Source organism: Pseudoalteromonas sp. S8-8 (assembly GCF_000497875.1).
Taxonomy (GTDB): Bacteria; Pseudomonadota; Gammaproteobacteria; order Enterobacterales; family Alteromonadaceae; genus Pseudoalteromonas; species Pseudoalteromonas arctica.
The window spans coordinates 112264-137657 of the sequence record NZ_AUTR01000020.1; the positions used below are offsets into that span (position 1 = coordinate 112264).

Sequence of the window (25394 nt, forward strand, 5' to 3'; positions counted from 1 at the left end):
AATAATAAAAAAGCGCCATTAAGGCGCTTTAATTTGGTTTGTGCTAAATATTAATTTTTAAACAGCAATACCGCTATGGCGAAGTAACGCGTCGACATTTGGCTCACGACCACGGAACTTTTTAAATAATTCCATTGGCTCTTCACTGCCGCCTTTTTCTAAAATATTTTGCATGAAGGCTTGCCCTGTTTCAGCGTTAAAAATACCTTCTTCTTCAAATTTAGAAAATGCATCAGCAGAAAGTACTTCAGCCCATTTATACGAGTAGTAACCTGCACTATAACCACCGGCAAAAATATGGCTAAAACCATTTTGAAAACGGTTAAACTCAGGCGGTTTAACGATTGATGTGCGGCTACGTACATCGTTTAGTACTGCTTGAATTTGGCATTGCTCACCCACTTTGTAATCGTTATGGATTTTAAAATCGAATAACGAAAACTCAATTTGACGTAGCATTTGTACGCCTGAGTTATAGTTTTTAGCCGCTAGTAATTTATCAAGTAACTCTTTAGGTAACGGCTCACCCGTTTCATAATGACCTGAAATAAAGCTCAGGGCTTCTTCGTCATAACACCAGTTTTCTAAAAACTGACTAGGAAGCTCTACCGCATCCCACGCTACACCATTAATGCCAGCCACTGGCGCGGCATCAACTTGTGTAAGCATGTGGTGAATACCATGACCAAACTCATGAAATAAAGTAGTTACTTCGTCATGAGTAAACAGCGCAGGTTTATCGCCAACCGCCTTATTAAAGTTACACACTAAATAAGCCACTGGAGTTTGTAATTCGCCGTTAGCGCGTACTTTACGACCCATACAGTCATCCATCCACGCGCCGCCACGTTTGTGGTCGCGTGCATATAAATCGAGATAAAAACGTCCGCGTAGAGTATTGCTACTATCTACAATTTCAAAAAAGCGTACATCTTTGTGATAAGTATCAAAGTCAGTAACTTCTTTTACGCTAATACCAAATAAGCGATTAACGGTTTCGAATAAGCCGCTAAGCACTTTATTTGCTGGGAAGTAAGGACGTAGTACTTCGTCTGAAATTGCATACTTTTCTTGCTTAAGCTTTTCGCTGTAGTAACCAAAATCCCATGCTTCTAATTCAGAAATACCGTGTTTTTGCTCAGCATAGGCTTTTAGCTCGGCCACTTCTTGCTCTGCTTGTGGTTTTGATTTAGCTGCTAGGTCTTCTAAAAATGAGAATACTTGTTCTGGTGTTTCGGCCATTTTAGTCGCCAGTGACTTTTCAGCGTAGCTGTTAAACCCTAGTAACTGTGCAAGTTCATGACGAAGCGCAAGCTCCTCGCTCATAATATCAGAGTTATCAAACTCACCGGCGTTAGGGCCTTGATCTGATGCGCGCGTAGAAAACGCGGTGTAAGTTTCTTTGCGTAATTCGCGGTTATCTGCGTAAGCCATTATTGGTAAATACGACGGGAAATCGAGTGTAAATAACCAACCATCTAATTCTTTACTTTTTGCTGTGTCAGCTGCAAGTGCTAAAGCAGATTCTGGCAAGCCTGCTAAATCACTCTCATCAGTAATATGTTTGTGCCAAGCAAGTGTGGCATCCATTACGTTGTTACCAAATTTTGAGGCAAGTTCTGATAAACGCGCGCTAATTTCGCCGTAGCGTTTTTGCTGCTCTGCCGCCAGAGCAATACCCGATAATTTAAAATCGCGTAGCGCATTAGTAATTGTTTTTTGTTGTGCTGTAGTCAGCGTTTTAAATTCGTCACTGTTATAAAGCGTATTATACGCGTTGTATAAACCTTGATGCTGACCTACAAATGTTGAATATTCAGATATTAACGGTAAGCACTGCTCGTAAGCTTCGCGTAATTCGTCGTTATTCATTACTGAATTTAAGTGCGATACAGGGGAGAACATGCGCGATAATTTATCGTCGGCTTCTTCAAGGGGTAATACTAAGTCATCCCACGTGTACGAGCCTTTAGCTAACACGTCATCAATGGCTTTACGACAAAGCTCGATACCGTCTTTTAGTGCTGGTACTACGTACTCAGGCTTTATTTTTGAAAATGGTGGTAAGCCTTCAAGGCCAATTAGTGGGTTGCTCATAAATACTCTCTTTGCGTTAATGCATTACGTTTTAAATTGGGTCTAAAAGTAAAAAAACAACTCAGCCGCTTTTAAGTTGTGTAATTTTAATAAGGTTGCTCCAGAGCAAAACACAAATAACCCATTAATGAGTCGGCCACTTTATAACGTTCTAACACCGTATCAACTAGGTTATTACTGCATATTTGCTTTTGAGTAAGTGGGCTAATGGCTATAAAGTCTTTTCGTTTGAGCTCATCTATTAAGGGGTGCTCTTTTTCAAAACCTCTTGGTGGGCGTTTTAGCGACTCTCCTGACATTTCAAATATAGATTTAAATTGCTCATCATAAATTGCTTTTTTATAGCTATTTGGGTTTTCATCTATGCAGGTTCTAATTGCGTTAAGCGCCTTTGATTCTGGTCGCCAAATACCAGCACCTACAAAACATTCGTCATTTGCTAAGTGAAAGTAAAACCCTGGGGCGTGTACGTCTTTTCCCATAAAATGGCGAAATTGAATTCCTACATTAATTTTATATGGGGTTTTATCTTTACTAAAACGCGCGTCTTTATGGATTCTCATTAAACTACCGCCGACTTTTTTATCTGATGCGACAAAATGGCTAGAAACCTCAGCAAGTGGTGCTTGCATTTGCTTAATGAAATCTAAAGCGGGCTCTCTTACGTATTCCTCATACTGTGATTTATGGTCGTTAAACCAGTCTCTATTATTGTTTTGATCAAGCTGGGCAAGAAATTCGAATGTTTTTTTACTAAACATAGGTCACCTAAACACTCTTTATTTTTAAAACTTAATGTTATGCTAATGCGCATAAAACTCAACGCCTAAGGACATAAAATGACACAACACTTTGATTATATTGCAATCGGTGGTGGCAGTGGTGGTATTGCCTCTGCAAATAGAGCGGCAATGCGTGGCGCTAAAGTAGCACTTATAGAAGCAAAACACATGGGCGGCACGTGTGTAAACGTGGGCTGTGTACCTAAAAAAGTAATGTGGCACGGTGCTCAGGTTGCTGAAGCAATTAATTTATATGCCCCAGATTACGGCTTTAATGTTGAAGTTAAAGGCTTTGATTGGAGCAAGTTAGTAGAAAGCCGTGAAGCCTACATAGGCCGAATTCATAAAGGTTACGACAGTGGCCTTGCTAGCAATGGCGTTACTGTAATTAAAGGCTTTGCTAAATTTGTAGATAATAAAACAGTTGAAGTAAACGGCGAGCACTACACAGCCGATCATATATTAATTGCAGTAGGTGGTCGCCCAAGCATTCCGCATATTGAAGGTGCTGAACACGGTATCGATTCAAATGGCTTTTTTGAATTAAAAGAGCAACCTAAACGCGTTGCAGTAATAGGCGCAGGCTACATAGCCGTTGAGCTTGCTGGTGTATTACATGGTTTAGGTACTGAGACACATTTATTTGTACGTAAGCATGCACCACTTCGTAGTTTTGACCCATATATTGTAGATACGCTTGTTGAAGTAATGGCTGCCGAAGGCCCTACTTTACATACTCACTCTGTACCAAATAAATTGGTAAAAGAAGATGATGGCTCTGTAACACTACATTTAGATAACGGCAAAACTCATAACGTTGATCAAGTTATTTGGGCCATTGGCCGCGAGCCAACAACCAATGCTATTAACGTTGCAGCAGCGGGCGTAGAAGTAAACAGCAGTGGTTTTGTAAAAGTTGATGAGTATCAAAATACCACAGCTAAAAATGTATACGCGGTTGGCGATATCATCGAAAATGGTATTGAACTTACACCGGTAGCAGTTAAAGCAGGGCGTACTTTATCTGAGCGTTTATTTAATAAAGAACTACCAGATGATTTAAAAATGGATTACAGCTTAGTTCCTACTGTTGTATTTAGTCATCCACCTATTGGTACTATTGGTTTAACTGAGCAAGAAGCTATTTCTCAGTACGGCGAAGAAAACGTTAAAATTTACCAATCTGGTTTTACGGCTATGTACACAGCGGTAACTAAACATCGCCAGCCTTGTAAAATGAAACTTGTATGTGCCGGCCCTGACGAAAAAGTAGTTGGTCTACATGGTATTGGTTTTGCGGTTGATGAAATGATTCAAGGTTTTGCCGTTGCCATGAAAATGGGCGCAACTAAAGCTGATTTTGATGCCGTTGTGGCTATTCACCCGACAGGCTCGGAAGAATTTGTAACGATGCGCTAGGCGCTAAACTCTAAGTTCTCAATTATAAAAAGCCCTTGCTAAGTAAATAGTAAGGGCTTTTTAATGCTTGTTATATTTTGCACAACAAACTACTTAGAACGTCACATTAAAAACATCCATTCAACATTAAAAAAACATCTAAGCCATTATTTTAACAGTAAAAATTTTAGACCGATAAAAAGATTAAAAGTTTAAATTTTGTTTTGGCTTTAAAGCATTTTAACGATTAGAATCCCGCGCATTTATAGTTTCTCTTGGTTATTTATGTTTTTACTGCGATCTTTTATTTATTTATTATGCCTAGCGGGTGTTGCTCATTTAATTCAACTTGAAGGCTTTGAATTAAAACAGTATGCACTTTACAGTGAAGAAACTCTTACTGAACATATGCAAGATGTTTTAACTTTTTTAAGCTGTATTTTGTTTTTCTATGCTTCGCGAATTAACTTTCAACTCAAAATACCGGCAGTATTACTTGCTGCGTTATCGGCAATGATGTTTGTAAGAGAGTTTGATACCTACCTCGACTTATACTTTTTTGATGGCGCTTGGCAAAGTATCGTCTATTCAATTTTAGCTGGCGTGTTTGTTTATTTAATAACAAACAGAGGAAGTATTTTTAACTCTTTAAAAGCCTATAGCCTCACTCCTAGTTATGGAATTTGCTTATCAGGCATGGTTACTTTACTCGCATTTTCGCGAATGATGGGCAAAGGCGCATTTTGGCATTCAGTAATGGGTGATGACTATGTACGTGCGGTAAAAAACATTGTTGAAGAAGGTATAGAAACGCTTGGCTATACTCTAATCCTTATTTCAGCCATTGAGCTTGTACTCATATGCCGAAAAAGAATGGCTAAAAATCACAAACATTGCACTGATGAAGTAACTCAATAGCGTCGCTCCATTTTTATTGGTTACTTTTTTGCACTAAATTTGCTAATTGGTTTAATAAATCAATATACTGAGCCTGTTTTTATCAACTCGCGTTTAATTGGATATTATGACTAAAGATATATTGCTGCATCCGTTTCTTCTTTCAATTGTAATGATCACAATTGCATTTGTACTAAAAGTACTTGTTGATAAGCTGGCTAAAAATCGCGCAGAAAAAAAAGAAAAAGATATTCGTTATATCGCACACAATATTAAGCATTTTATTAATTTTGTAATGATGATATCGCTGCTGTTTGTGTGGTCTACCGAAATTCAAAACTTTGCACTTTCTATTGCTGCTTTTGCTGTGGCGATTGTGCTTGCAACGCGTGAGTTTATTCAGTGTGTAATAGGCTTTTTTTACCTCGTAACAACCCGCCCGTTTAGAGTCGGAGATTGGATACAAGTAGGTGATTACTTTGGTGAAGTAGCTGAAACTGATTGGATTAAAACAACCATGCATGAAATTGATATACATACTTATCAATTTTCGAGAAAAACCATATACATACCTAATAATAAGCTGATTACCAGTTCTATTAAAAACTTAAACTTTGTAAAACGCTTTGTTACACATCATTTTATTATTGTCCGAAGAGAGAGCTTTAACCCGTACCCTATTCACGACACATTAACTGAGCAAGCTAAGCTGTATTGCGAAGAGTTTCAAGAAGTAGCAAGCCGTTATAATTCGATGATTGAGCGTAAACTTGATGCAAAAATATCTGGCCCAGAGCCGGTAATTCACTTTGGTACAACCGATTTAGGTGAATTTAAAGCAAGCTTTACCTTGTTTTGCCCGACAGAAAAAGCGCTTGAGATAGAGCATAAATTAACAGAGTGCTTTTTTGCGTTATGGTACAAAGAGGCTGAAAAAAATAAAGAAGGTGAAGGAGAGGCATAAACCTCGCCTACACAAAGTAAAAATACAAATCGTAGGTGCGAATTTATTTCGCGCTCTATTTCTAAGTCTGTATTTAAAAAGCGAGGTGTAAAACCTCACCTACCCAAAGTAAGAATGCAAATCGTAGGTGCGAATTTATTTCGCGCTCTATTTCTAAGTCTATATTTAAAAAGCGAGGTATAAAACCTCACCTACAATAAACATCAAGCATATAAGTGCGAATTAACTTCGCGTATAGAGCCCTGCTTAAAAGTAAAAAGCGAGGTGTAAAACCTCACCTACAATAAACATCAAGCACGTAGGTACGAATTCACTTCGCGCTTGAGTAATATTTAAGCTGTACCACCGACTGTTAACTGATCAATTTTAAGGCTTGGTTGGCCTACGCCTACCGGTACGCTTTGACCATCTTTACCACAAACACCAACACCTTTATCAAGTGCTAAGTCGTTACCAACCATAGATATTTGCTGCATTACTTCTGGGCCATTACCAATAAGCGTTGCGCCTTTAATTGGTTGGGTAATTTTACCATTTTCGATTAAATACGCTTCTGATGCGCTAAATACAAACTTACCTGACGTTATATCAACTTGTCCGCCGCCAAAGTTAGGCGCGAATACACCTTTTTTTACTGAGCTGATAATATCGGCTTGGCTGTGCTCACCACCTAACATGTAGGTGTTAGTCATGCGAGGCATTGGTAAATGCGCATAAGACTCACGACGTGCGTTACCGGTAGGATTTACACCCATTAAACGCGCGTTTAGCTTATCTTGCATATAGCCTTTTAAAATACCGTTTTCGATGAGTACGTTGTAAGCGGCTGGTGTGCCTTCATCATCCACATTAAGTGACCCACGGCGATCGGCCATGGTGCCATCATCAACAACAGTACACAGCTCAGATGCTACTTTTTGGCCCACTTTACCACTAAACGCAGACGCGCCTTTGCGGTTAAAGTCGCCTTCAAGTCCATGCCCTACTGCTTCGTGTAAAAGCACGCCAGGCCAACCATTACCAAGTACAACTTCCATCGTGCCTGCAGGTGCATCAATAGCTTCAAGATTTACTTTAGCTTGGCGTACAGCTTCTTCAGCAAATTCCATCCAACGTGGTTTACCATCAACAAGCTCTTTAAAGTAACCATAATCTAAACGTGCACCACCACCTGCGCCACCGCGTTCACGGCGACCATTTTTTTCAAGCAGCACTGAGCAGTTTAAACGAATAAGCGGGCGAATATCGGTGGCAAACGTACCGTCACTTGCTGCGATTAATACTTCTTCGTATACCGCCGACATTGAACTAATTACTTGCTCTGCATCGGGTGCTAGTTCACGAATATAGTTTTCAAGTTCGCGTAATAAACTCACCTTGTCGGTATCGCTCATACTCGAAATTGGCTGATGCGGTGCAAACTGCTCTTTAGCTTTAACATCACTAAATACTTTAATCGCTCTATCTTCGCCAGCATCTGCGATGCTACGAGCCGCTGTAGCCGCTTTATTAAGTGCTTCAAGATTTATTGCATCAGAGTAAGAAAAACCTGTTTTTTCGCCGCTTACAGCACGTACACCAACTCCACGTTCAACGTTATAAGAGCCTTCTTTAACTAAGCCATCTTCAAGCACCCATGATTCGTGGTGGCTAGATTGAAAATATAAATCGGCGTAATCCACTTTATGCTGATGTATGTAAGCGAGCGTTTTTTCGAGCTCTTCTCTATTTAGCTGGCTGTCGTGTAGTAAATGCTGTTCAACCGAATTCATAATAAATGCTCTCTAAATCGTTGATGAGACTGCACGGGCATATCTCGTCTAATTTTTTGTAACTGGTCTAAATCTGCGTTGCAGCTTATAAAACCGGTGCCTGTTGGCAATTCACTCAGGATACTTCCCCAAGGTGAAATAATAATACTGTGGCCATATGTTTGTCGGCCATTTTCATGTGTACCGTACTGAGCTGCTGCAACTACATAACATTGTGTTTCTATTGCGCGAGCTGCTAATAGCGGTTGCCAATGCGCTTGCCCTGTAGGGACTGTAAATGCACTGGGTACTAAAATAATATCGGCGCCTTGGCGTACTAGTTCGTTAAATAAGCCACTAAAGCGCAGATCATAACATACTGTTAAGCCAATTTTACCAAAGGGAGAATCGACAACCACTACATCGCGACCTGCTTGGGTAAAATCTGACTCTCGATAGCTACCTGTTTTATCATCTACGGTTACATCAAATAAATGTATTTTGTTATACGTTGCAACCAGCTCGCCTTGATTATTATATAAGTGCGATGCTGCGTAATACTTATGTTCGTTAAATGGCTCAGGCATTGTGCCTGCATTTAACCAAATATTATGGTGTTGGCACAATTCACTAAGTTGTAATTTGTATTGCTCAACTTGCTTAGCAACACGTAACGTATCGTTACCAGTTTTACTAAACACTAAAAAAGCCTCAGGCAAGCAAACAAGTAATGGTCTTGTTGCTGGCAGAGTTTTAAGTGCGCGCTTTAAGTTTGTTATGTTGTCATCAGGGTTTAGCCCTGAACACATTTGTAGGGCAACTATTGTGGGTGTGCTTATGCTTGCTGTTTTGTTCATTGCGTTACTGTTACTTGTGCATCTTTAAGTTTTAAATCGACTGATGCTTGTGGCTGATTTTGCGCAGCTTGAGGTAGTGTAACTTCACGACTTTTTCTGTCGAGTTCTTGAACAATAGGATCGTTCATTTTACCCGTTACTTTAAAATTGATCTCTGAGATGACGCGCGCAGAATGAATAACTTTATCAATCGCTAAGGCAGCAAGCCCAGTTACTGGGTTTACCATCCATGCAACTATAACCGGAATGCTTGAAGTTACTTGTGGCGCTACAGCAAGGTCGTAATCTATATCAAGCGTGTTTAAATTTGCATAACCTTTAATGGTTAAATCGGCGGGTACGCCGTCCATTTTGGTATCTTTAGTGTAAGCAATGCCGTTTTCTAACTGCATAGAGCCTTGCATGCTGTTGTAAAAGAAGCCCTTTGAAAATACATCTCTAAAATCAAGTTTCAGCTTGCGTACTAATGAATCAAGGCTCAACAGCGAAAATACGCGTGCCCCGCCATCGCTAACTTCAGTTAAGTGACCTTCTCCTAAATCCCAAGCTATCTCGCCACTTAAACTTTTCACATCAAAATCATAAGGTGCTGCTTGCCAAGTAAGATCATAATTTAGATCGGCTTTTGAATCTTTAATCGCGGAGGTTATATCAAACTCACCAAACAGTGCGCCTATGTCATCACTTTTAAGCTCGCCACTTAGCGTTGTTAATCCATTTTGCCACTGCCCTTTAGTGCGCAGTACATGATCGCCTTTATCGACTACAAGTTCTGATATTGATAAACGCTCTCCATCACCTAATAATGACGCACTCACTTTATCAAGTTGGTAGCGGTCAATTTTACAATCACTACATTCAAACTCAATGGCAGGTATTTTAGTAAGCCAGCTCAAGTCTTTCTCAGGAAGTACATCTGTTATTTCAAGTGCTTGCTCATTGTGCGGTGCAAAATTAAGCCTTAAGTAATCGGCATTAACTCGTATGGGCTGGCTAGGCTGTGATATAGGGATAAAAACCCCAGCTCTAAGTTCTTTAGCATTTAACTTTAGGTATAAATCGTCTTTTGATGGTGCTAAACGCATTTCAAAATCATTAAAAATGATGTTACTCGCATCAAGTAAACCTATATTTGCGACCACCTCATTAAGTGGTGGCATAATCCCTTTTGATTCTTGATCTGGGTTTGCTTTACCCGCTTTAATTATTTGATCAATCAGATCAAACCAAGGCACTAGTTCACTCTGTTCAAGATTTATATTTACGCTTAAATCTTTTTGGTTTAATCCTAAATCTTGTTTTCCGAGCACAAAATGGACATTACTAAACTGTGATTTACCATTTTCTAAAATAGCATTAAAGTAAAACTGTTGATTAGCGTTTGCTGTAAAGAGATTAGAAATATCATCACCTTGTACTACTGCATCAAGCGCCCACACTTGTTCGCTATTTTTATTATAAGGTGCGGGTAAGTTACTCGTTAAGCCAAGTAGTTCTGAGTTTACCTGTGCACGGTAATTAAAGCCTTGCTCGGTAAAATTAAGTACTAAGCCAATATCAACATCACTTTGCCCGCTTAAATAATTTTTTAATATACCTTGTCCACTATCTATTAGTGTATCGGCGTCAATTTTGGCGTTTATATCTATGTTTGCTTGGTAATTTTTTGCATCACTTTTACTGCTGTAATTAATAGTTAGCGGCATGCCCAACCACTTCGCAGTCGCATTTTTAAGTGTGATATTGTCGTTTTTAAAATTAAGCTCGCCAGTTAAGTTTTTAAATTCAATACCTGGTGTTGCTATAAATACTGGCAAGTCATTTAAATTAACCTTGCCGCTAACACTGGCTCCACCTTTAAATTTTGAGCCTACTAAAAGCTCAATACTGGCATCGGCTTCGCCTTTGCCCTGCACAACTTTAAAAATTTCAGCAAGAGGTTTAGCAATAGGTGTCGCTGCAAAAAAGTCATGTAACTTTTCCATTTGTGCTTTTTTATCAATTTGCACAATAAGTTCATCAGCATGCATTAAATCTGCAATGCTTACCTGTACACTATTACCAATATCTAAATTAACCAACTTACCTTGCTGGCTATATATGTCCATACGCTCATTATCAAAATGTAGCTGTACATCGGCATTGGTGACCAAAGGCCAATCAGGATCAAACTCATAGGTTGCGTTGTCTATTTGCGCTAATACACCAAACTGGCCACTACCATCGGTGAATGGAAAACCAGATAAAGGACCTGCAAATAAGACTTGTGCTTTAGATACTTCTCCGCCTTTAATTGCGCCATTTAAATAGCTAACGAGCTCAGGGCTCATCGCTTTTAATGGGAAGTAATGACCTGCAATTTTGGCATCTGGGGCGAAGGCTTCAGCGTAAAGATCTAATCGAGGATCATCTGTTAGACTAATTTTTAATTCTGCAGCAAGAGTGACTTCATCATTATCAAACCATATATTGTCACTACTTATATGCCAGCCATCATCTCGCTTAGCTAAATCTAGCTCTACATTTAGCTGATTATAATTTATGTCGTTACTAAAGCTTTCGCCTGTAACTAATGTGCCATTTTCGCCAAATAAATTTATTCGACCACTACTTTGATTAAGTAAACCATTTACTCTAAGTCCTTGTGCTGCAGGTACCGATCTTAATTCTTGCCAACCAATATTGTCAGCCTCAAACCATAATTGCCATTGCTGTGCATTAGAAAAATTTAAATAAGCTTGATCTATTTGCCCGCTAGGTTGGCGCTCTAAAAATGGTTCAAGTGCATTAAAATTACTTAGCCCTGCTAGGTTACTCAGTAACTCAAAATCAACTTGATGGAGCCACACTTCATTTGTCGCACCTAGTTGAGCTTCAAACTCTAAACTTGGCCATGCTTTATCGTTACTATTAAATGTTAAACCGGTGCTTTTTAAGTGCCATCTATTTTGCTCGGGATATAGATGGAATCCACCTTCACTCAAGCTAACTTGTTGGCTTTGCTCTTCTCGCTGCCAACGCACAAAGCTTGGTAGCCACTGCATTTTTATATCGCTTACAAAACCTTTATCTAGTTTTAGCCACGCTTGTAAATTAATATCGCTATGCAGTTGTTGCTTTTGCGTATTTATATATTGCGCTAACCAGTTAGATACATCGACTTTGTTAGCCTGCACATAAATGTCGCCCGCAACTTGCTCTAGGGTATCGCCAGTGAGTGCTATGCGCGCATCAAAATCACCGACCGAAATACCCGGCAGTGCTAAGCTCCCACTACCAAGATGCTGCTCATCTTCATTTTGCCAAACAATATTTTTGAGAAGTAACTTACGTTCTTTACCGTCTTCTAGAACAAAGTTAATACTGGAATTTTCTATTGCAAAATGACCCGTTTTACCCAAAAACAGTTCTTCAATCAGCTCTTTTTGCTCAAAAGAGACTTCATCGTTGTCACCGGTTTTAAATAAGTTGGTGATATTTACACTGGTATGAAAACCATTAATAACAAAATAATTAGATCTAAGTTGCAGTGCTTTTAAGCTTTCCCATAGATTTAGCTCTAAGCTGGTTTTAGCAATGGTGAGTGATATTGGCGCGGTTTCGTTATCTTTAAACGATAAATTTTCTAGCACTAATGCAGGACCACTGCCCTGCCAACTAGCTGATATTTCACCGATAGATAAGCTTATTTCAAACTTTTCGTGTAAATAGCTTTCTATATTACCTTTGTATTCGTTTGCATACGGGAGGGTATATTTTAAAATTGAAACAATAACGGCCAGTAATACCAAAATTATGGCGCAGGTCTGCCATAACTTTCTAAAACAAAAAAAACAGACCGCTTTTGCTTTCATTACATCATTACCACATCAAACTGTTCTTGGCTGTATAAGCTCTCTGTTTGAATATTGACTTGCTTACCAATAAATAGTTCAAGCTCGGCAAGGTTATGATACTCATCGTTTAGTAGGGCTTCGCTCACAGCAGGCGCCGCATACACCATAAACTTGTCGGCAGCGTATGCTCGGTTAACACGCACTATTTCACGTAGTATTTCGTAGCAAACCGTTTCAACTGTTTTTTGCGAACCACGACCAGAACACGCCGGGCATACATCACATAAAATATGTTCTAAGCTTTCGCGTGTACGTTTACGTGTCATTTCAACAAGCCCAAGCGCTGAAAGCCCATTAATATTCGTTTTAGTACGATCTTTTGCGAGTGCCGATTCAAGTGAATGTAATACTCGGCGCTTATGATCCTCACTTACCATATCAATAAAGTCGATAATGATAATACCGCCTAAATTACGCAGCCTAAGCTGGCGCGCAATTGCAGAGGTTGCTTCTACGTTGGTATTAAAAATTGTTTCTTCTAAATTACGATGTCCCACAAATGCACCAGTATTAACATCAACAGTCGTCATTGCTTCTGTTTGGTCAATAATTATATAACCACCAGATTTTAGTGTGACTTTACGATGTAGTGCTTTTTGAATTTCGTTTTCAACGTCAAACAAATCAAATATAGGTCGCTCACCTGGATAGTATTCGAGTACTTGAGACAGTTGTGGAACAAACTCTTCAGTAAATAACTTTAGCTCTTCATGAGTAAGTTTAGAGTCAACGCGAATGCGTTCCATATCTTCGCCTACATAGTCACGTAGGGTTCTAAAGGCAAGCGTTAAATCTTCGTGAAGGATGCTGGCCTTACTGGTTTTTTTGCGACGAGCTGTAATTTTTTCCCACAGTTTTCTTAAAAAACCGGCATCGTGTCGTAATTCTGCTTCGCTAGCGCCTTCGGCTGCTGTACGTACAATAAAGCTGCCATTTTCATCGCCATATTCTGCGACTATTTTTTTAAGGCGTGAGCGCTCTTCTTCAGTTTCAATACGCTGACTAACCCCTACATGGGTCGCATCTGGCATAAACACTAAATAGCGAGAAGGAATAGTTATATCTGTGGTGAGTCTTGCGCCTTTAGTGCCTAGCGGATCTTTTACCACTTGCACCATAATGTATTGGCCTTGACGAACTAACTCTCTAATGTCTTGTACTTTTTTTATTGGTACGTCGTCTACGCCTTCAACAATAGAGGCACTATTTACAATATCGGATGCATGTAAAAATGCCGCTTTTTCAAGGCCGATATCAACAAAAGCAGCCTGCATACCCGGAAGTACACGGCTTATTTTTCCTAGGTAAATATTGCCTACAATACCTAGATTACCAATTCGCTCTAGCTGTATTTCTTGCAGTACACCGTTTTCTATTAGGGCAACACGGCTTTCGCTCGGTGTGACATTGATCAGTAATTCTGTACTCATGTTACCTTCTTAAGAATGTTTTTAATAATTGTTCGGTTTCATATAAAGGTAAGCCTACAACAGAAAAATAGCTACCCGCAATGTGAGTTACAAAGCGACCACCTAAACCTTGGATACCGTAGCCACCGGCTTTATCTTGTGGCTCATTAGAATCCCAGTAGGTATTTATTTCTTCATCAGTTAAAGTTTTAAAGGTGACATCTGTGCTTACAACACAGCTAAGCACATCATTTTGCGTCGCAAATGCAACTGCGGTAAGTACTTGATGTGTGTTACCTGATAAACGTTTTAATGTGTGTATAAAATCGTTTTTATCACGAGGTTTACCCAGTGATTCATTATCGATAACAACCACGGTATCACTACCAAGTACAGGGCGATCAGTATATCCAAGCTCTACACCGCTTTGGGCTTTCAAGCGAGCTAAACGCTCAACAAGTGCTCTAGGTTGCTCGTTTGGAAGTGGGCTTTCATCTGCATCAACACTAAATTGTGTAAATTCGACACCTAATTGGCTTAATAACTCTTTACGACGGGGAGAGGCTGATGCCAAATATACTGCGGTAGTCATTACCTGATCCTAAAATGTCTGCGATATTTACGAAGTAGTAAAAACACCCAAAACCAACTAACCATTCCGGTTGCTACTGGCCATAAATACTGTGGATTAAAGTAAACCCCTAACAAAAAGTGATTTAGCCAAAACTGCATTAAATGATACAGCGTTAAAAACAAACCAATTAATAAGCTTTGTTGCCAAAGCGAAAAGTTACGAATTTTTTGAAAGTTGCTCGCGGTTACAAATATACATATTGAAAATGTAAGCGAGTTCACACCTAGCGGTGAGCCAGATGCTAAATCTATTAATAAACCAACAACCCAAGCAGTACCAATATTTAAACGATGCGGTACTGCCAACGACCAATACATAAGTACAAGTAAAACCCAGTCAGGTCTAAATGGTTCAAACGAAAAAGGGAGCGGCATTAATGCCATTATTAACGCAAAAAAGATGCTTAGCGCAATTAACAATGAATAACGGTTAATCATCGCTGATTTGCTCCTGTTGATTACGCCATAAAATAACCAGCAAACGAATGCGATCTAATTGCGCAATAGGTTCTGCAAAAACTTGTGCAAACGGGCGGCCTTCATCACGATTTATTTCGGTTACTACAGCCACCGGGTATCCCTCTGGGAATGTGCCACCTAATCCTGATGTAACAAGTACATCGCCAATTCGCACATCTAAGCTGTGCGGAACGTGAGAGAGCTTAACGACGTTAATTTTACCTATGCCCTCAACAACCGTTCGTACATCGTTACGCAGTATACGCACAGGTGTGGCATGCGTAGTGTCGGTCATGAGTAATACGCGTGACGTAGTTGACCCTACTTTAGTTAATTGCCCTACTACACCCATCTCATCAATTACGGCTTGGCTTTCACTAAGTCCATCGGTGGTACCACGATTTATAACAACTTGATGGCTATACGGATTTGAATGCACAGAAAGTACTTGAGCAATAATTTTACGATTTGATTGTTTTGCAGATGAGCCTAATAAGGCGCGTAGTTTTTGATTTTCTCTGGCTAGAAATTGATACTGCTGAAGTTGCTCGCTTTGTAGCATTTGCTTTTTTTTCAGCGCTTCGTTTTCAGTAAGAAGTTGCTCTCGCGTATGCAGGCTTTTAGCACTTAAGCTAAATAATTCGTAGGGTAAATTGGCAACATAAATTAGTGGGCTAACTAAGGTATTGAGGCTGGTACGAACAACGGTACCACCTTGCGTATATCTGTCTCCAACAATGAGTACGATACTCAAAAGCACTGCGACAAAAAGTCGCAGTTGCAAAGAGACTGTGCGTCCAAACATTAATTTCATTAGTCGTAACTAAAAACGTCACCACCATGAACATCGATCATTTCAAGTGCTTTACCACCACCACGTGCAACACATGTAAGTGGATCATCAGCAACAACAACCGGAATACCCGTTTCTTCCATTAATAAACGGTCTAAATCTTTTAACAATGCGCCACCGCCAGTAAGTACCATACCGTGCGCAGAAATATCTGATGCCAGCTCTGGTGGTGATTGCTCAAGCGCAACCATTACTGCACTCACAATACCCATTAATGGCTCTTGTAGAGCTTCTAGGATTTCGTGTGAGTTAAGTGTGAATGAACGCGGAACACCTTCTGCAAGGTTACGACCGCGCACTTCAATTTCGATTGGCTCATCAGTTTTAAACGCAGAGCCAATTTGATGCTTAATATTTTCAGCTGTCGCTTCACCAATTAAGCTACCAAAGTTACGGCGTACATAATTAATGATAGCTTCGTCAAACTTATCACCACCAATACGAACAGATGATGAGTAAACAACGCCGTTAAGTGAAATAATAGCAACTTCAGTTGTACCACCACCAATATCAACAACCATAGAACCTGTTGCTTCTGATACTGGTAAGCCTGCGCCAATAGCTGCTGCCATTGGTTCTTCAATTAAGTAAACTTCACGAGCACCTGCACCCATTGCAGATTCACGTATTGCACGTTTTTCTACTTGAGTAGCACCACACGGTACACAAATTAGTACACGCGGACTTGGACGCATAAAGTTATTGTTATGCACTTGTTTAATGAAGTGTTGTAACATTTTTTCTGTTACAAAAAAGTCAGCTATAACACCGTCTTTCATTGGACGAATCGCTTTTATATTACCCGGTGTACGACCTAACATAAGCTTTGCTTCTGTACCTACAGATGCAACACTTTTAGGTCCACCAGCACGCTCTTGGCGGATAGCAACAACAGAAGGTTCATTTAATACAATGCCTTCGTCTTTTACATAAATTAGGGTATTGGCTGTACCCAAGTCGATCGATAGATCGTTAGAAAAAATACCACGGAGTTTTTTAAACATGAGGCTGGATGACCTTTGAAATACGTTCTTATATTAGCTGCCTCACTTTAACATGCTCAACTATATGAGCAATATAAAGCGCAGCGCCTTTGTGAATTTGTGAAAAAAGGAAGCAAAGCTTCCTTAATTGAGTTTTATCGTTCGCGAACTAAGCGAAAACCAATGTAGTTAGATCTAAAATCAGGCGCTAAAATTAAACGCGTAGATGCACGAGCAAGGCTTGGTGCAAAGTTCCACGCTCCGCCTCTTACTGCTACATCAGACTCACCTGATTCTTTATCGGTCCATTCCCATACATTGCCTACGGTATCGTATAATCCAAATGCATTTGGAGAAAAAGAACCTACTGGTGATGCACGTCTGTTTGACCATTCACTACCACACCAACCACAGTTAGCTAGGTTTTTACCAATTTCGTTACCCCAAGGGTATTCTGTTTCAGTTCCTGCACGTGCTGCGTATTCCCACTCAACTTCGTTAGGTAAACGAAATTGCTGTCCTGTTTGACCAGATAACCACTCAGCATAAGCTTTTGCATCGTTATAAGTTAAACATACAGCAGGAAAGTCACTGCCTTGCTCAAAACCAGGATTACGCCAATTTAAATTTGCTTCCCATACTGGTTCGCCATTTAAATAATACGCACACCCTTTATTTTTTTCCGCTTGAGTTTTATAACCTGTATTTGCTACAAACTTTTCGTAGGCACCCACGGTTACTTCTTTACTTTGCATAGCGAAAGAATTTGCTATTACTTTTTCAATTACTGGACGTTCATTAGCTAAACCATTGCCGTTAATATCGCCCATTTTAAATTTGCCTGCAGGAATAACGACAACCGGCGTTTCAACGTTTGCATTTAATACATTAACGTTTTCACTAACCTGGCGTGTTGTTACTTCTGGTTGCTCTCGAGTATAGGTCGGTGCAGCAATCGACTTAGGCTTTTTTACTAAATTTGCATTAATTGTTTGCGCTTTATTCAAATCAACACGTGCTTGATAAGGTTTATAACCAAGTTTACGTATTTCAATGTTATGAATGCCCGGCGGTAAACGTGTAATCAAGCGTGTTGAGCCAAAGCTTACACCATCGATAAACACTTCATCGTCGTATACGTTTGATCGTAATGTTAGCTCTACCGATTGATCCTTCTTCTTATTAAGGATAGAAGGGTAATCTTTTTTCACCGATGCAGGTTTAACTGAATAATCACGCACTGGCTGCTCATTTAAACGAGAAACCGACACTGTGTTGCTATTATCCGCGCTATTACTGAATGTCAACTGACTATCAGTAAATGTATTGTTATACGCTGGTTGATAAGCAGCCGTAAGTGGCGTGCCGTACTCAGAACAATAGCGGTTATCTATGCTTAATAAGCTACATAAACGGCTGCTATTAACTTCGCCGCGCATAGTTACACTTAAGTTAACGTTGTAATTACCTTGGCCGCTAAATGCACTGTTAACTACATGGCTACTTAATATTTGTACTTGAGCGCCCGCCAAATTACGTTTTGGCTCAACAATTCGCTCTTCTGTTAGATTTGCAAAAATTTGATCAACAAAGCGTTTAGTTGCTTTTTGTAGACCCATTTGCTGACCGCGTTGCTCACATGCTGCTAGCGTTTCTGTTCGCTTACAGTTAATAGTGTGGTTAACCTCAAGCGTACCTTCACGTGTAAACTCGTTACGTAAACGCTCTACGCGGGCTGTCGTTAACTGTTCTTTTAAACTTTCTAATGTATTTAAAAGCGTATGCTTAGCAACACGAATTTGTTCTATATCTTTACGGTGGGATGCAATTGCCGCCAACTGCATAGAAATGTCATCTTTATTTTGCTTATGATCAATCACCGCTTTTTGATAGCGTGATTGAGCCGCACTAATATTAATAGTGGGATCGTCAATTAAACGACGGTACATTTCGTTCATCGCATCGAGCGCTTGGTTTTTTTCTTTATCTAGCTCTGTAGAACGAGAACGAAGTAGCTCTAATTGATTTTGTAACTGACTTTCTTCTTTAAGATGTTTTTCAAGTATTCTTGTCGAGTTATCGTATTCTGTCTGTTTAACACTAATCTCTGAGTCAATTCCAGTCACTGTAGCTGTGTCTTGTGCAAATGCACTACTAGCTAACAAACTAGCTGAAATTAACAGAGATAAAGGAGTAATTCGCATATATTCCAGTCCCAAAAAGCGGCAATTATTTGGTCGTTATTATTTTTTATAATTAAAGCCTTATGCTATGTACTTGCAGCACAAAACACAAGCTTTGTTCAATTATTATATTAGTTTACAACTATTCGCGTGTTTCACGCCAGTAAATAACCCGATCATTTCCTCTAAAGCGTCCAAATTGTAAAATAGTACGAGGATCAAGCTGTGTTCCATCGCCCTGCCAATCCCACTTTAACCAATCATAAGTATTATATTCTAAGGTAAATTCACCCAAACCATTTGGCTGTGCATAAATACCGTTATCTGGCGGATATACTCCCGCTTCTAGCTGGCCAGATACACCAGTCCCATATTTATAGGTTAATTGTGGGCTGCTAGGTGATATTTGAGTAATTTGGGTATGATCAAATACACTACAGTTATCTTCAGCGTTATTTACAAATCCACTGCCGTTGTAATACTGAGCCTGCATAGGAATAAGTAAAGGGTCGAGATCGGAGCCTGCGTTATTACCAAGGACTAAACGTCCAAATCTAAACTCTATTGGTAATGCATTTAGCCGTACGCTATTACAACCACCCGAGCATGCTGTTTGTGTATTAGGTTTATCATTTGCATCAATGAGTGTTGCCCCTTCTATGTCAGAAAGCGTTGCCATTAAGCTCACCATAGCGAACGGTCCGTCTGTTTGCCCTACACCTAATCTTTTAAGTGTCGTGTTGAGTTGGCTCATTTGCCATTGACCATCGCTTGTATCTCCCCAGTTGTTATTTCCTAGGTTTACTAAGCGGCTAGTAAAATTAGTTGCAGGTACATAGTTACCTACTTCATTATTTTCGGCATTAACGTCTACACTGGACTTATCAAAGCCCTCTTTATAATTAGCCATTAGCTCACCATTTTGATTTTGTGCTTGTACTGTAAAGCCAAGTTCAAAAGGTTGATCAAGATAAGTTAAATTACTGCCGTATTGCGTGCACTGCGCGGCGGCTTGAACCCCCACTACCTGAAACTGCGAAGGTGCAAAACGACCAACGTTATATAGCTCACCTTTTACATCTCCCGCACCAAAATAATCGGCATCTTGAAGGCCTGCTGTTAAATCAATGATGCCAACTTGGTCGTAATTATATTGCGATATAGATTCACTCAAACTACCTGTGTCATTAAAGGCAACAGTACTCATAGCTTCAAGCGTACCTTGAATGCCTGGCGTAGGCGCTTTAAGTAATGCCTCTACAAGTGGTTGCTCTGTAATAAAATGCTTGGCAATGGTGTTATTTGTAATATTGCTGTAGTTGTCTGGGAAACCATCGTTGTTAGTGTCTTGCCCTGTTTGCCACTGCACCGCATTCATTTTTAAATCAAATGCTTCGCCCGTTAATCTAAATAAGCTCCCATTGGCATCTGCTGCATAACCATCACTTGCTACCTCCATGGCTAATCCAAATGGTTTTACGACATATTCATTTGAACTACCCGTTAAATTTACTGATAAATTAGTTAGTGGGTCTAAAATTAAATTGGTATTTACATTTAAACTCAACTTTCCTGTATCAGGATAATTTATAACAATCGGGGCTTTAGACTCACTATCAAAGTTTAGCGTTAACGATTTAACTGCTTGCTCGACCGCAAAGGTATTATTGTTGTTACTAAGTGAAACCGTATTAGAGCAACTTGCACCAGCACTGCATGTATACGATAAATCTAAGCTTACATCGCCACCAGCGGGAAATGCAGCTTCGCATACGCCCGTAGTGGTATTTGTTTTTACCGCTTGAATAGATAGCGCTTTTGCATTAAATCCAGTATTTGAAGGCTTTGCTGATAACTGAGTAGGAATTGTAGTATTTCCATCTGTATCATTATTAAAAATAAATCCAGCATCAGAAAACGTAACTTTACAGCCACTCAAACCAACATTATTACCACCGATATAACAACGAAGAGGTGCAGAAGGATCAGCAGTGTTATATCCAAATGTAACACTGCCTGTGGTGCGCTTAGCAAATTCGACAACCGCTGATCCTGTAAAATTAATATTCTCCCCCGTAACCCAACTTTGCTGACCACTATTATCTGGAGAAAGGTTTAAACTAGATGGTTCCGCAAATAATAAGTCGCAGGCATCATTAGCGCAGGCTGTTAGTGTCATTTCTTTAGCTTCACACGTTAGACCTTTGTTATCGCTTATTGTTAAACGATAATGATCCAGTGTTTCTGGTGTATAAATACCACAAAAACCAGGGATACTTTCGGGTACTGGTAGAGCGTCAAACGTTGAACTCCCTTCGGTAATAATTTGAGTAGCCGATGTAATTGATCCCTGATACGTTACATTTTGAGCGATTCTTACCTCACCAGTTGCAACAATATAGCCCGCAATATTTGCATCGGCTGCAATAGCAACCGCACCATCCACATAAATAGCCAAGTACGCGCCAGTTTCTACTACTATATTTGTTTTACCTATATTCAAAAATGAAGTTGATAGAAGTGAGGTTGTGTCTTTTAAAAAAATACGTGTAGGCGCTGTTACTCTGTACTCTGTTTCCAGCATACTTAACTGCAACTCATCGTAATAATAGTCGCCAGCTAAAGAAGTAGGTACGGGCCCTGTTGAGCTACCATCATTTGTAACCGTTGGCACCTGCGCCGCTTGATTCGGTTCTAAAGAGTTATAACCACCAGCAACACACGCCTGACCATTACACAAAGGAGGGCTCGTCAGCGCTGTAGAAATTAAACTTGTGGTGGTGACAAACTGCGCATTACCATCGGTTATTTCTACTCCCTGCACCAGCTGCACTTCACCATTGTTATAAGTAGAAATAGCGCCTGGGAATAGCGTATCACAATCTAAAATATCACCATTAAATACAAAGGTACTAGTCATGGCGAGTATTGATGCTTCCTCGTTTACGTGACGGCGCTCGTTATCGCCATCACGATCTTCGTCAACTACAAGTCCTAACCTGTCAGTTCGCAGGTTACAGCTGCGTAGCCACCCGCCATCATCTTCTTGGCGTGAGTTTTTACTTGCTACAACTAACGGAGCCACACTAAAATTATTAGTAAAACTAAAGTAATTACAGCCATTGCTCCAACCGTCAACTTCAAAGCCTGTGAAAAAAGTTTCCCACGATACCTCAACGCCATTATCGTCAGAAAATGTGCGGTTACTTCCGGGTTCCACAGCCATATAGGCAACAGTTTCGGTTTTTATAAGCCCAAGTGCTGTTTCAGATGCTTCTAAAGCAATATTAACGCCGCTGGCAGATAGAGAATTACTTTCTACTGCAACTGTTAAAAATGGTATTAATGCTTGCGTTGGTGGATTGCTGTCTATGCTATTGAGTGTTTGTAACGAATGAAAAAAGTTTGGCCTTTGAGTAAACGGTTCAGCAAATGTTAAAGGCTTATAGCCTTTAGGTGTTAGTGGAGCAAAACCAGACTTAGAGCCATACTGTAATTCGAGTAATAGATCAGTATTACCTACTTCCATAATTGTGCCGTCTGGAAATTGATGCACACCATACTCAATAGCTAAATAGTGCGCTCCCATACTAATATGCCCGCCATCCTCTCCTGAAGGTTCAAGCGGTAAGGCCTCAAAGCTAGTTGTGGTTATATTACGTATTCTTATTATTGCAGGGTTTCCGCCTTGGTTTGTTGAGAGCATAAAAACAGCAGGAGGCGTTATATATTGCTGTTGAAAATTAACTTTTGTCCAAACAGGCGATGTATATGTATCTTGCAGTTCTATATAACGGCCTTCGATTTTTGGAGGCACTGCATTTGCGTAATTACAAAGTAACACGCAGCTAAAAAATATAGTGACCAATGCATTTTTCATCATGGTAAAGTTTTAGCCTCCAGACTGAGCGTTCTTTGTGTTTGCCAATAATCTTTTCTGCAGCTACTCCCTGCAGGGCAATCAATTGCGGCGCACGTTGCACTGCTTTGTAAGTAATATATATTCACAAGCCCGTTGGTTGTACTGCTATCAGGTAAGTCTATATATTCATCGCAACTCACCACTACTTTACAGTTAGCTAAATATGCAGTTTGGAAGGTTAAATCAGTAGTAACTGATGTACAGCTTTGAACTGAGCTATTTATTGGAAATAGTTGCGTTAAACCACTTTCTAGGCCGCTTTGTGCTGCCATAAAAGCGCGAGCCCCATAATACTCAATTGTATTTTGTTGAGATGCACCAGAAAGCACTTTAACTAATGCTAATCCTAGTGCTAATAAAGCAACAATAATTACCAAAGAAACAATTATTAAGTTCCCTTTTTGTTTACTGGGTAAGGCTTTTCCGTGAGGATTTTTTTTAAGGTACATTAGGAATATGTACCTCATGGTTAAAGTTCATTACTTCAGTATCGTTAAATTGCATTTGCGCATTCACATTAAGCACAGCGTTTCTTTGTAGAGAGAGTGAATCAAGAGTAAAAAATAAATCGCTCGCTAAATTGTTAGCAATGTAAATACCTAATAAATCACGTTTAACACCACTGCTTATTTGTAAGCTCACAGCATCTGATTGATTAATAGTAAAACCGTAATTGGTATATCTATATAAATACTGCCCTTCAACGCAAAAACTTACAGGTTGAGAGAGTAAATAAAGGCGTTTACTCGGCGACTCTTGGGCAAATGCTTTACTAAATTGCCACTCATCAATTTCACTCGCTGAACTATTAAATGCTGATACTTGCAAGCGCTTATTATTGTTTTCATCGTATATATCAGCACTGCTTAATGGGTAAATAGCTGCCCAATCTCCAGCTTGCGGCTGCGTTAAGTTATTAAGTTCAAAATCAACAGCGCTAACATTAAAAGGCGCTACGGTAGGTAGGTAATTTGTATAGTGAGTGGCCGATAAAAACGGCGTAAATTCTAAACACTGCTGAGCACTACAGGCCCCGCTAGTATTATTATCGCAAGAAAGCCTTAATGAATTTGGCGTAGCGTGGCGAAGCTCTTTACTAAGTCGCGTTATTAAAAAGCGGGCCTGGGCTACTGCTTCTTGGCGTTCAACCCCTTGTGAGTAAATACTGACCCCAGCACCAATAAACGAAAATGCACTTACGGCTAAAATACCAATAATAACCATGACAAGTAATAGCTCTATAAGGGTAAATGCATTTTGGTATTTAGCTCTTTGCATTAGTAATTCCCTTTATATGCACTAAATCCGTAAACTTCGCCTAAGGGTGATGTTACTTCAATAGTAATACGCTTAAAGGTTGTGCCATCATTGATGGTCAATTCGTTAAAGTCGCTATCGTACTCAACAGTAACAACTAAGTTAAAGTCACTGTATTGGCTTAACACCTCACCTAAGCTATTGGTGATAGGCTGGTTAGACAGTGCAATATAGTCATCTACATCGTTATAACTGGTTCGGGTTTCTAGGCCTGCCCCTAAGCTATCGACGCCTAAATCGCCCTCTGCGGTACAAGGCTCAGCACCCAAGGTTGTTTCGCCGCAACGCCTAAAAGGTGCACTTCTATCGCTGTGCTCATCAAACGATTTACTTTGAATTTCGTTCATTAATGATTGACCAAATTCAGAGGCTCTTAAAGCAATAATTGGCTCTGCACTTTTTTTGGCTTGTGGGGCAATGAGCGCGGTAATAATGCTTAATGCAATAGCAAACATCACTATGCCAATAATAAGCTCAATTAAAGTAAAACCTTTTACTTTAAGGGCACGCATAGATAAGCCCTTCACCACTTATGCATACGCCAGCTAATCCAACATCTATTCGACACTGCGAAGTACAGGTTTGATTTGATTTACCTAAAGGATCAAAACTAATTTGGGTAAATATATTCGCGTTACTATCTAAAGCGCTAAATGTTATATCACTTCTTTGCGTGTTTATTTGTACCACTAAATGATCGGTGTTGTTGGTATCAGCGCCACCGATACATGTATCAGGTGTGGGGGGAGCAATAAGTGTGGAGGTTATATAAAGAGTATGGCAACTTGTTGTCGCTGTATTTTGCATTGCACGTAACTGCACTGTTCTAAGTGCATTTAAAGTACGGTCTCGATATGAGTATGCATCTTCTGTTGAGCTGCCCAGAAATTTGGGAACTGCCGTTACCGACAGTATTCCCAATATCACTAGAGTAATAATTAACTCAATGAGTGTGAAGCCACGCAATCGTTGCTTACTACTTATCATTTAATA

At 39.8% G+C, this 25394-nt stretch carries 19 protein-coding genes; 3 read left to right on the plus strand and 16 right to left on the minus strand.

What is annotated here, in order from left to right; translation table 11 throughout:
- Window positions 1-57: 57 nt before the first annotated feature.
- Together prlC and L659_RS0105385 are read right to left on the minus strand one after the other, a co-directional pair.
- A complete protein-coding gene (gene prlC / locus L659_RS0105380; RefSeq protein WP_024589849.1) occupies window positions 58-2097 on the minus strand; it encodes an oligopeptidase A in 2040 nt (679 codons plus the stop codon).
- Window positions 2098-2183: 86 nt separating this feature from the next.
- Entirely contained in the window at window positions 2184-2858 is a 675-nt protein-coding gene (locus L659_RS0105385; RefSeq protein ID WP_024589850.1) for a DUF2461 domain-containing protein, read from the minus strand.
- A gap of 78 nt (window positions 2859-2936) precedes the next feature.
- Between L659_RS0105385 and gorA the strand changes: the two genes are divergently transcribed.
- The 3 genes from gorA to L659_RS0105400 all read left to right on the plus strand — a co-directional run bounded on the left by gorA (window position 2937) and on the right by L659_RS0105400 (window position 6138).
- Window positions 2937-4298, plus strand: a complete 1362-nt coding sequence (gene gorA, locus L659_RS0105390) for a glutathione-disulfide reductase (protein ID WP_024589851.1) — start codon at window positions 2937-2939, stop codon at window positions 4296-4298.
- Window positions 4299-4562: 264 nt separating this feature from the next.
- Window positions 4563-5195, plus strand: coding sequence for a hypothetical protein (locus L659_RS0105395; protein ID WP_024589852.1), 633 nt, complete (start codon window positions 4563-4565; stop codon window positions 5193-5195).
- A 106-nt stretch (window positions 5196-5301) separates the two neighbouring features.
- A complete protein-coding gene (locus tag L659_RS0105400; RefSeq protein ID WP_024589853.1) occupies window positions 5302-6138 on the plus strand; it encodes a mechanosensitive ion channel family protein in 837 nt (278 codons plus the stop codon).
- Between the two features lie 332 nt (window positions 6139-6470).
- Here the strand turns inward: L659_RS0105400 and tldD are convergent, their stop codons facing one another.
- The 14 genes from tldD to L659_RS0105470 form a co-directional block, all read right to left on the minus strand.
- On the minus strand, window positions 6471-7910 hold the full coding sequence (tldD, locus tag L659_RS0105405) for a metalloprotease TldD (RefSeq protein ID WP_024589854.1): 1440 nt from the start codon (window positions 7908-7910) through the stop codon (window positions 6471-6473).
- Window positions 7907-8746, minus strand: a complete 840-nt coding sequence (locus tag L659_RS0105410) for a carbon-nitrogen hydrolase family protein (protein ID WP_024589855.1) — start codon at window positions 8744-8746, stop codon at window positions 7907-7909. Before L659_RS0105410 ends, tldD begins: the two co-directional genes overlap by 4 nt.
- Entirely contained in the window at window positions 8743-12600 is a 3858-nt protein-coding gene (locus L659_RS0105415; RefSeq protein WP_024589856.1) for a YhdP family protein, read from the minus strand. The genes L659_RS0105410 and L659_RS0105415 overlap by 4 nt, the downstream gene beginning before the upstream one ends.
- Window positions 12600-14072 (minus strand): ribonuclease G, encoded by a 1473-nt coding sequence (gene rng / locus L659_RS0105420; RefSeq protein WP_007586345.1) that lies wholly within the window; start codon window positions 14070-14072, stop codon window positions 12600-12602. The genes L659_RS0105415 and rng overlap by 1 nt, the downstream gene beginning before the upstream one ends.
- 1 nt (window position 14073) lies before the next feature.
- On the minus strand, window positions 14074-14643 hold the full coding sequence (locus L659_RS0105425; protein WP_007586343.1) for a Maf family protein: 570 nt from the start codon (window positions 14641-14643) through the stop codon (window positions 14074-14076).
- Window positions 14643-15122, minus strand: coding sequence for a rod shape-determining protein MreD (gene mreD / locus L659_RS0105430; protein ID WP_007586341.1), 480 nt, complete (start codon window positions 15120-15122; stop codon window positions 14643-14645). Before mreD ends, L659_RS0105425 begins: the two co-directional genes overlap by 1 nt.
- Window positions 15115-15957, minus strand: a complete 843-nt coding sequence (gene mreC / locus L659_RS0105435) for a rod shape-determining protein MreC (protein ID WP_010553767.1) — start codon at window positions 15955-15957, stop codon at window positions 15115-15117. Before mreC ends, mreD begins: the two co-directional genes overlap by 8 nt.
- Window positions 15957-17000 carry a rod shape-determining protein gene (locus tag L659_RS0105440; protein ID WP_007586338.1) on the minus strand — a complete coding sequence of 348 codons (1044 nt, stop codon included), beginning with the start codon at window positions 16998-17000 and terminating at the stop codon, window positions 15957-15959. The genes mreC and L659_RS0105440 overlap by 1 nt, the downstream gene beginning before the upstream one ends.
- A 134-nt stretch (window positions 17001-17134) precedes the next feature.
- Entirely contained in the window at window positions 17135-19183 is a 2049-nt protein-coding gene (locus L659_RS0105445; protein ID WP_007586336.1) for an SUMF1/EgtB/PvdO family nonheme iron enzyme, read from the minus strand.
- Window positions 19184-19304: 121 nt separating this feature from the next.
- Window positions 19305-23045: an H-type lectin domain-containing protein gene (locus tag L659_RS0105450; protein WP_024589858.1), complete on the minus strand. Its 3741-nt coding sequence runs from the start codon at window positions 23043-23045 to the stop codon at window positions 19305-19307.
- Window positions 23042-23533 carry a hypothetical protein gene (locus tag L659_RS0105455; protein ID WP_024589859.1) on the minus strand — a complete coding sequence of 164 codons (492 nt, stop codon included), beginning with the start codon at window positions 23531-23533 and terminating at the stop codon, window positions 23042-23044. The genes L659_RS0105450 and L659_RS0105455 overlap by 4 nt, the downstream gene beginning before the upstream one ends.
- Window positions 23523-24362 (minus strand): PulJ/GspJ family protein, encoded by an 840-nt coding sequence (locus L659_RS0105460; protein ID WP_024589860.1) that lies wholly within the window; start codon window positions 24360-24362, stop codon window positions 23523-23525. The genes L659_RS0105455 and L659_RS0105460 overlap by 11 nt, the downstream gene beginning before the upstream one ends.
- Entirely contained in the window at window positions 24362-24913 is a 552-nt protein-coding gene (locus L659_RS0105465) for a type II secretion system protein (RefSeq protein WP_024589861.1), read from the minus strand. The genes L659_RS0105460 and L659_RS0105465 overlap by 1 nt, the downstream gene beginning before the upstream one ends.
- Window positions 24900-25388, minus strand: coding sequence for a pilus assembly FimT family protein (locus tag L659_RS0105470; protein ID WP_024589862.1), 489 nt, complete (start codon window positions 25386-25388; stop codon window positions 24900-24902). The genes L659_RS0105465 and L659_RS0105470 overlap by 14 nt, the downstream gene beginning before the upstream one ends.
- Window positions 25389-25394: the final 6 nt, after the last annotated feature.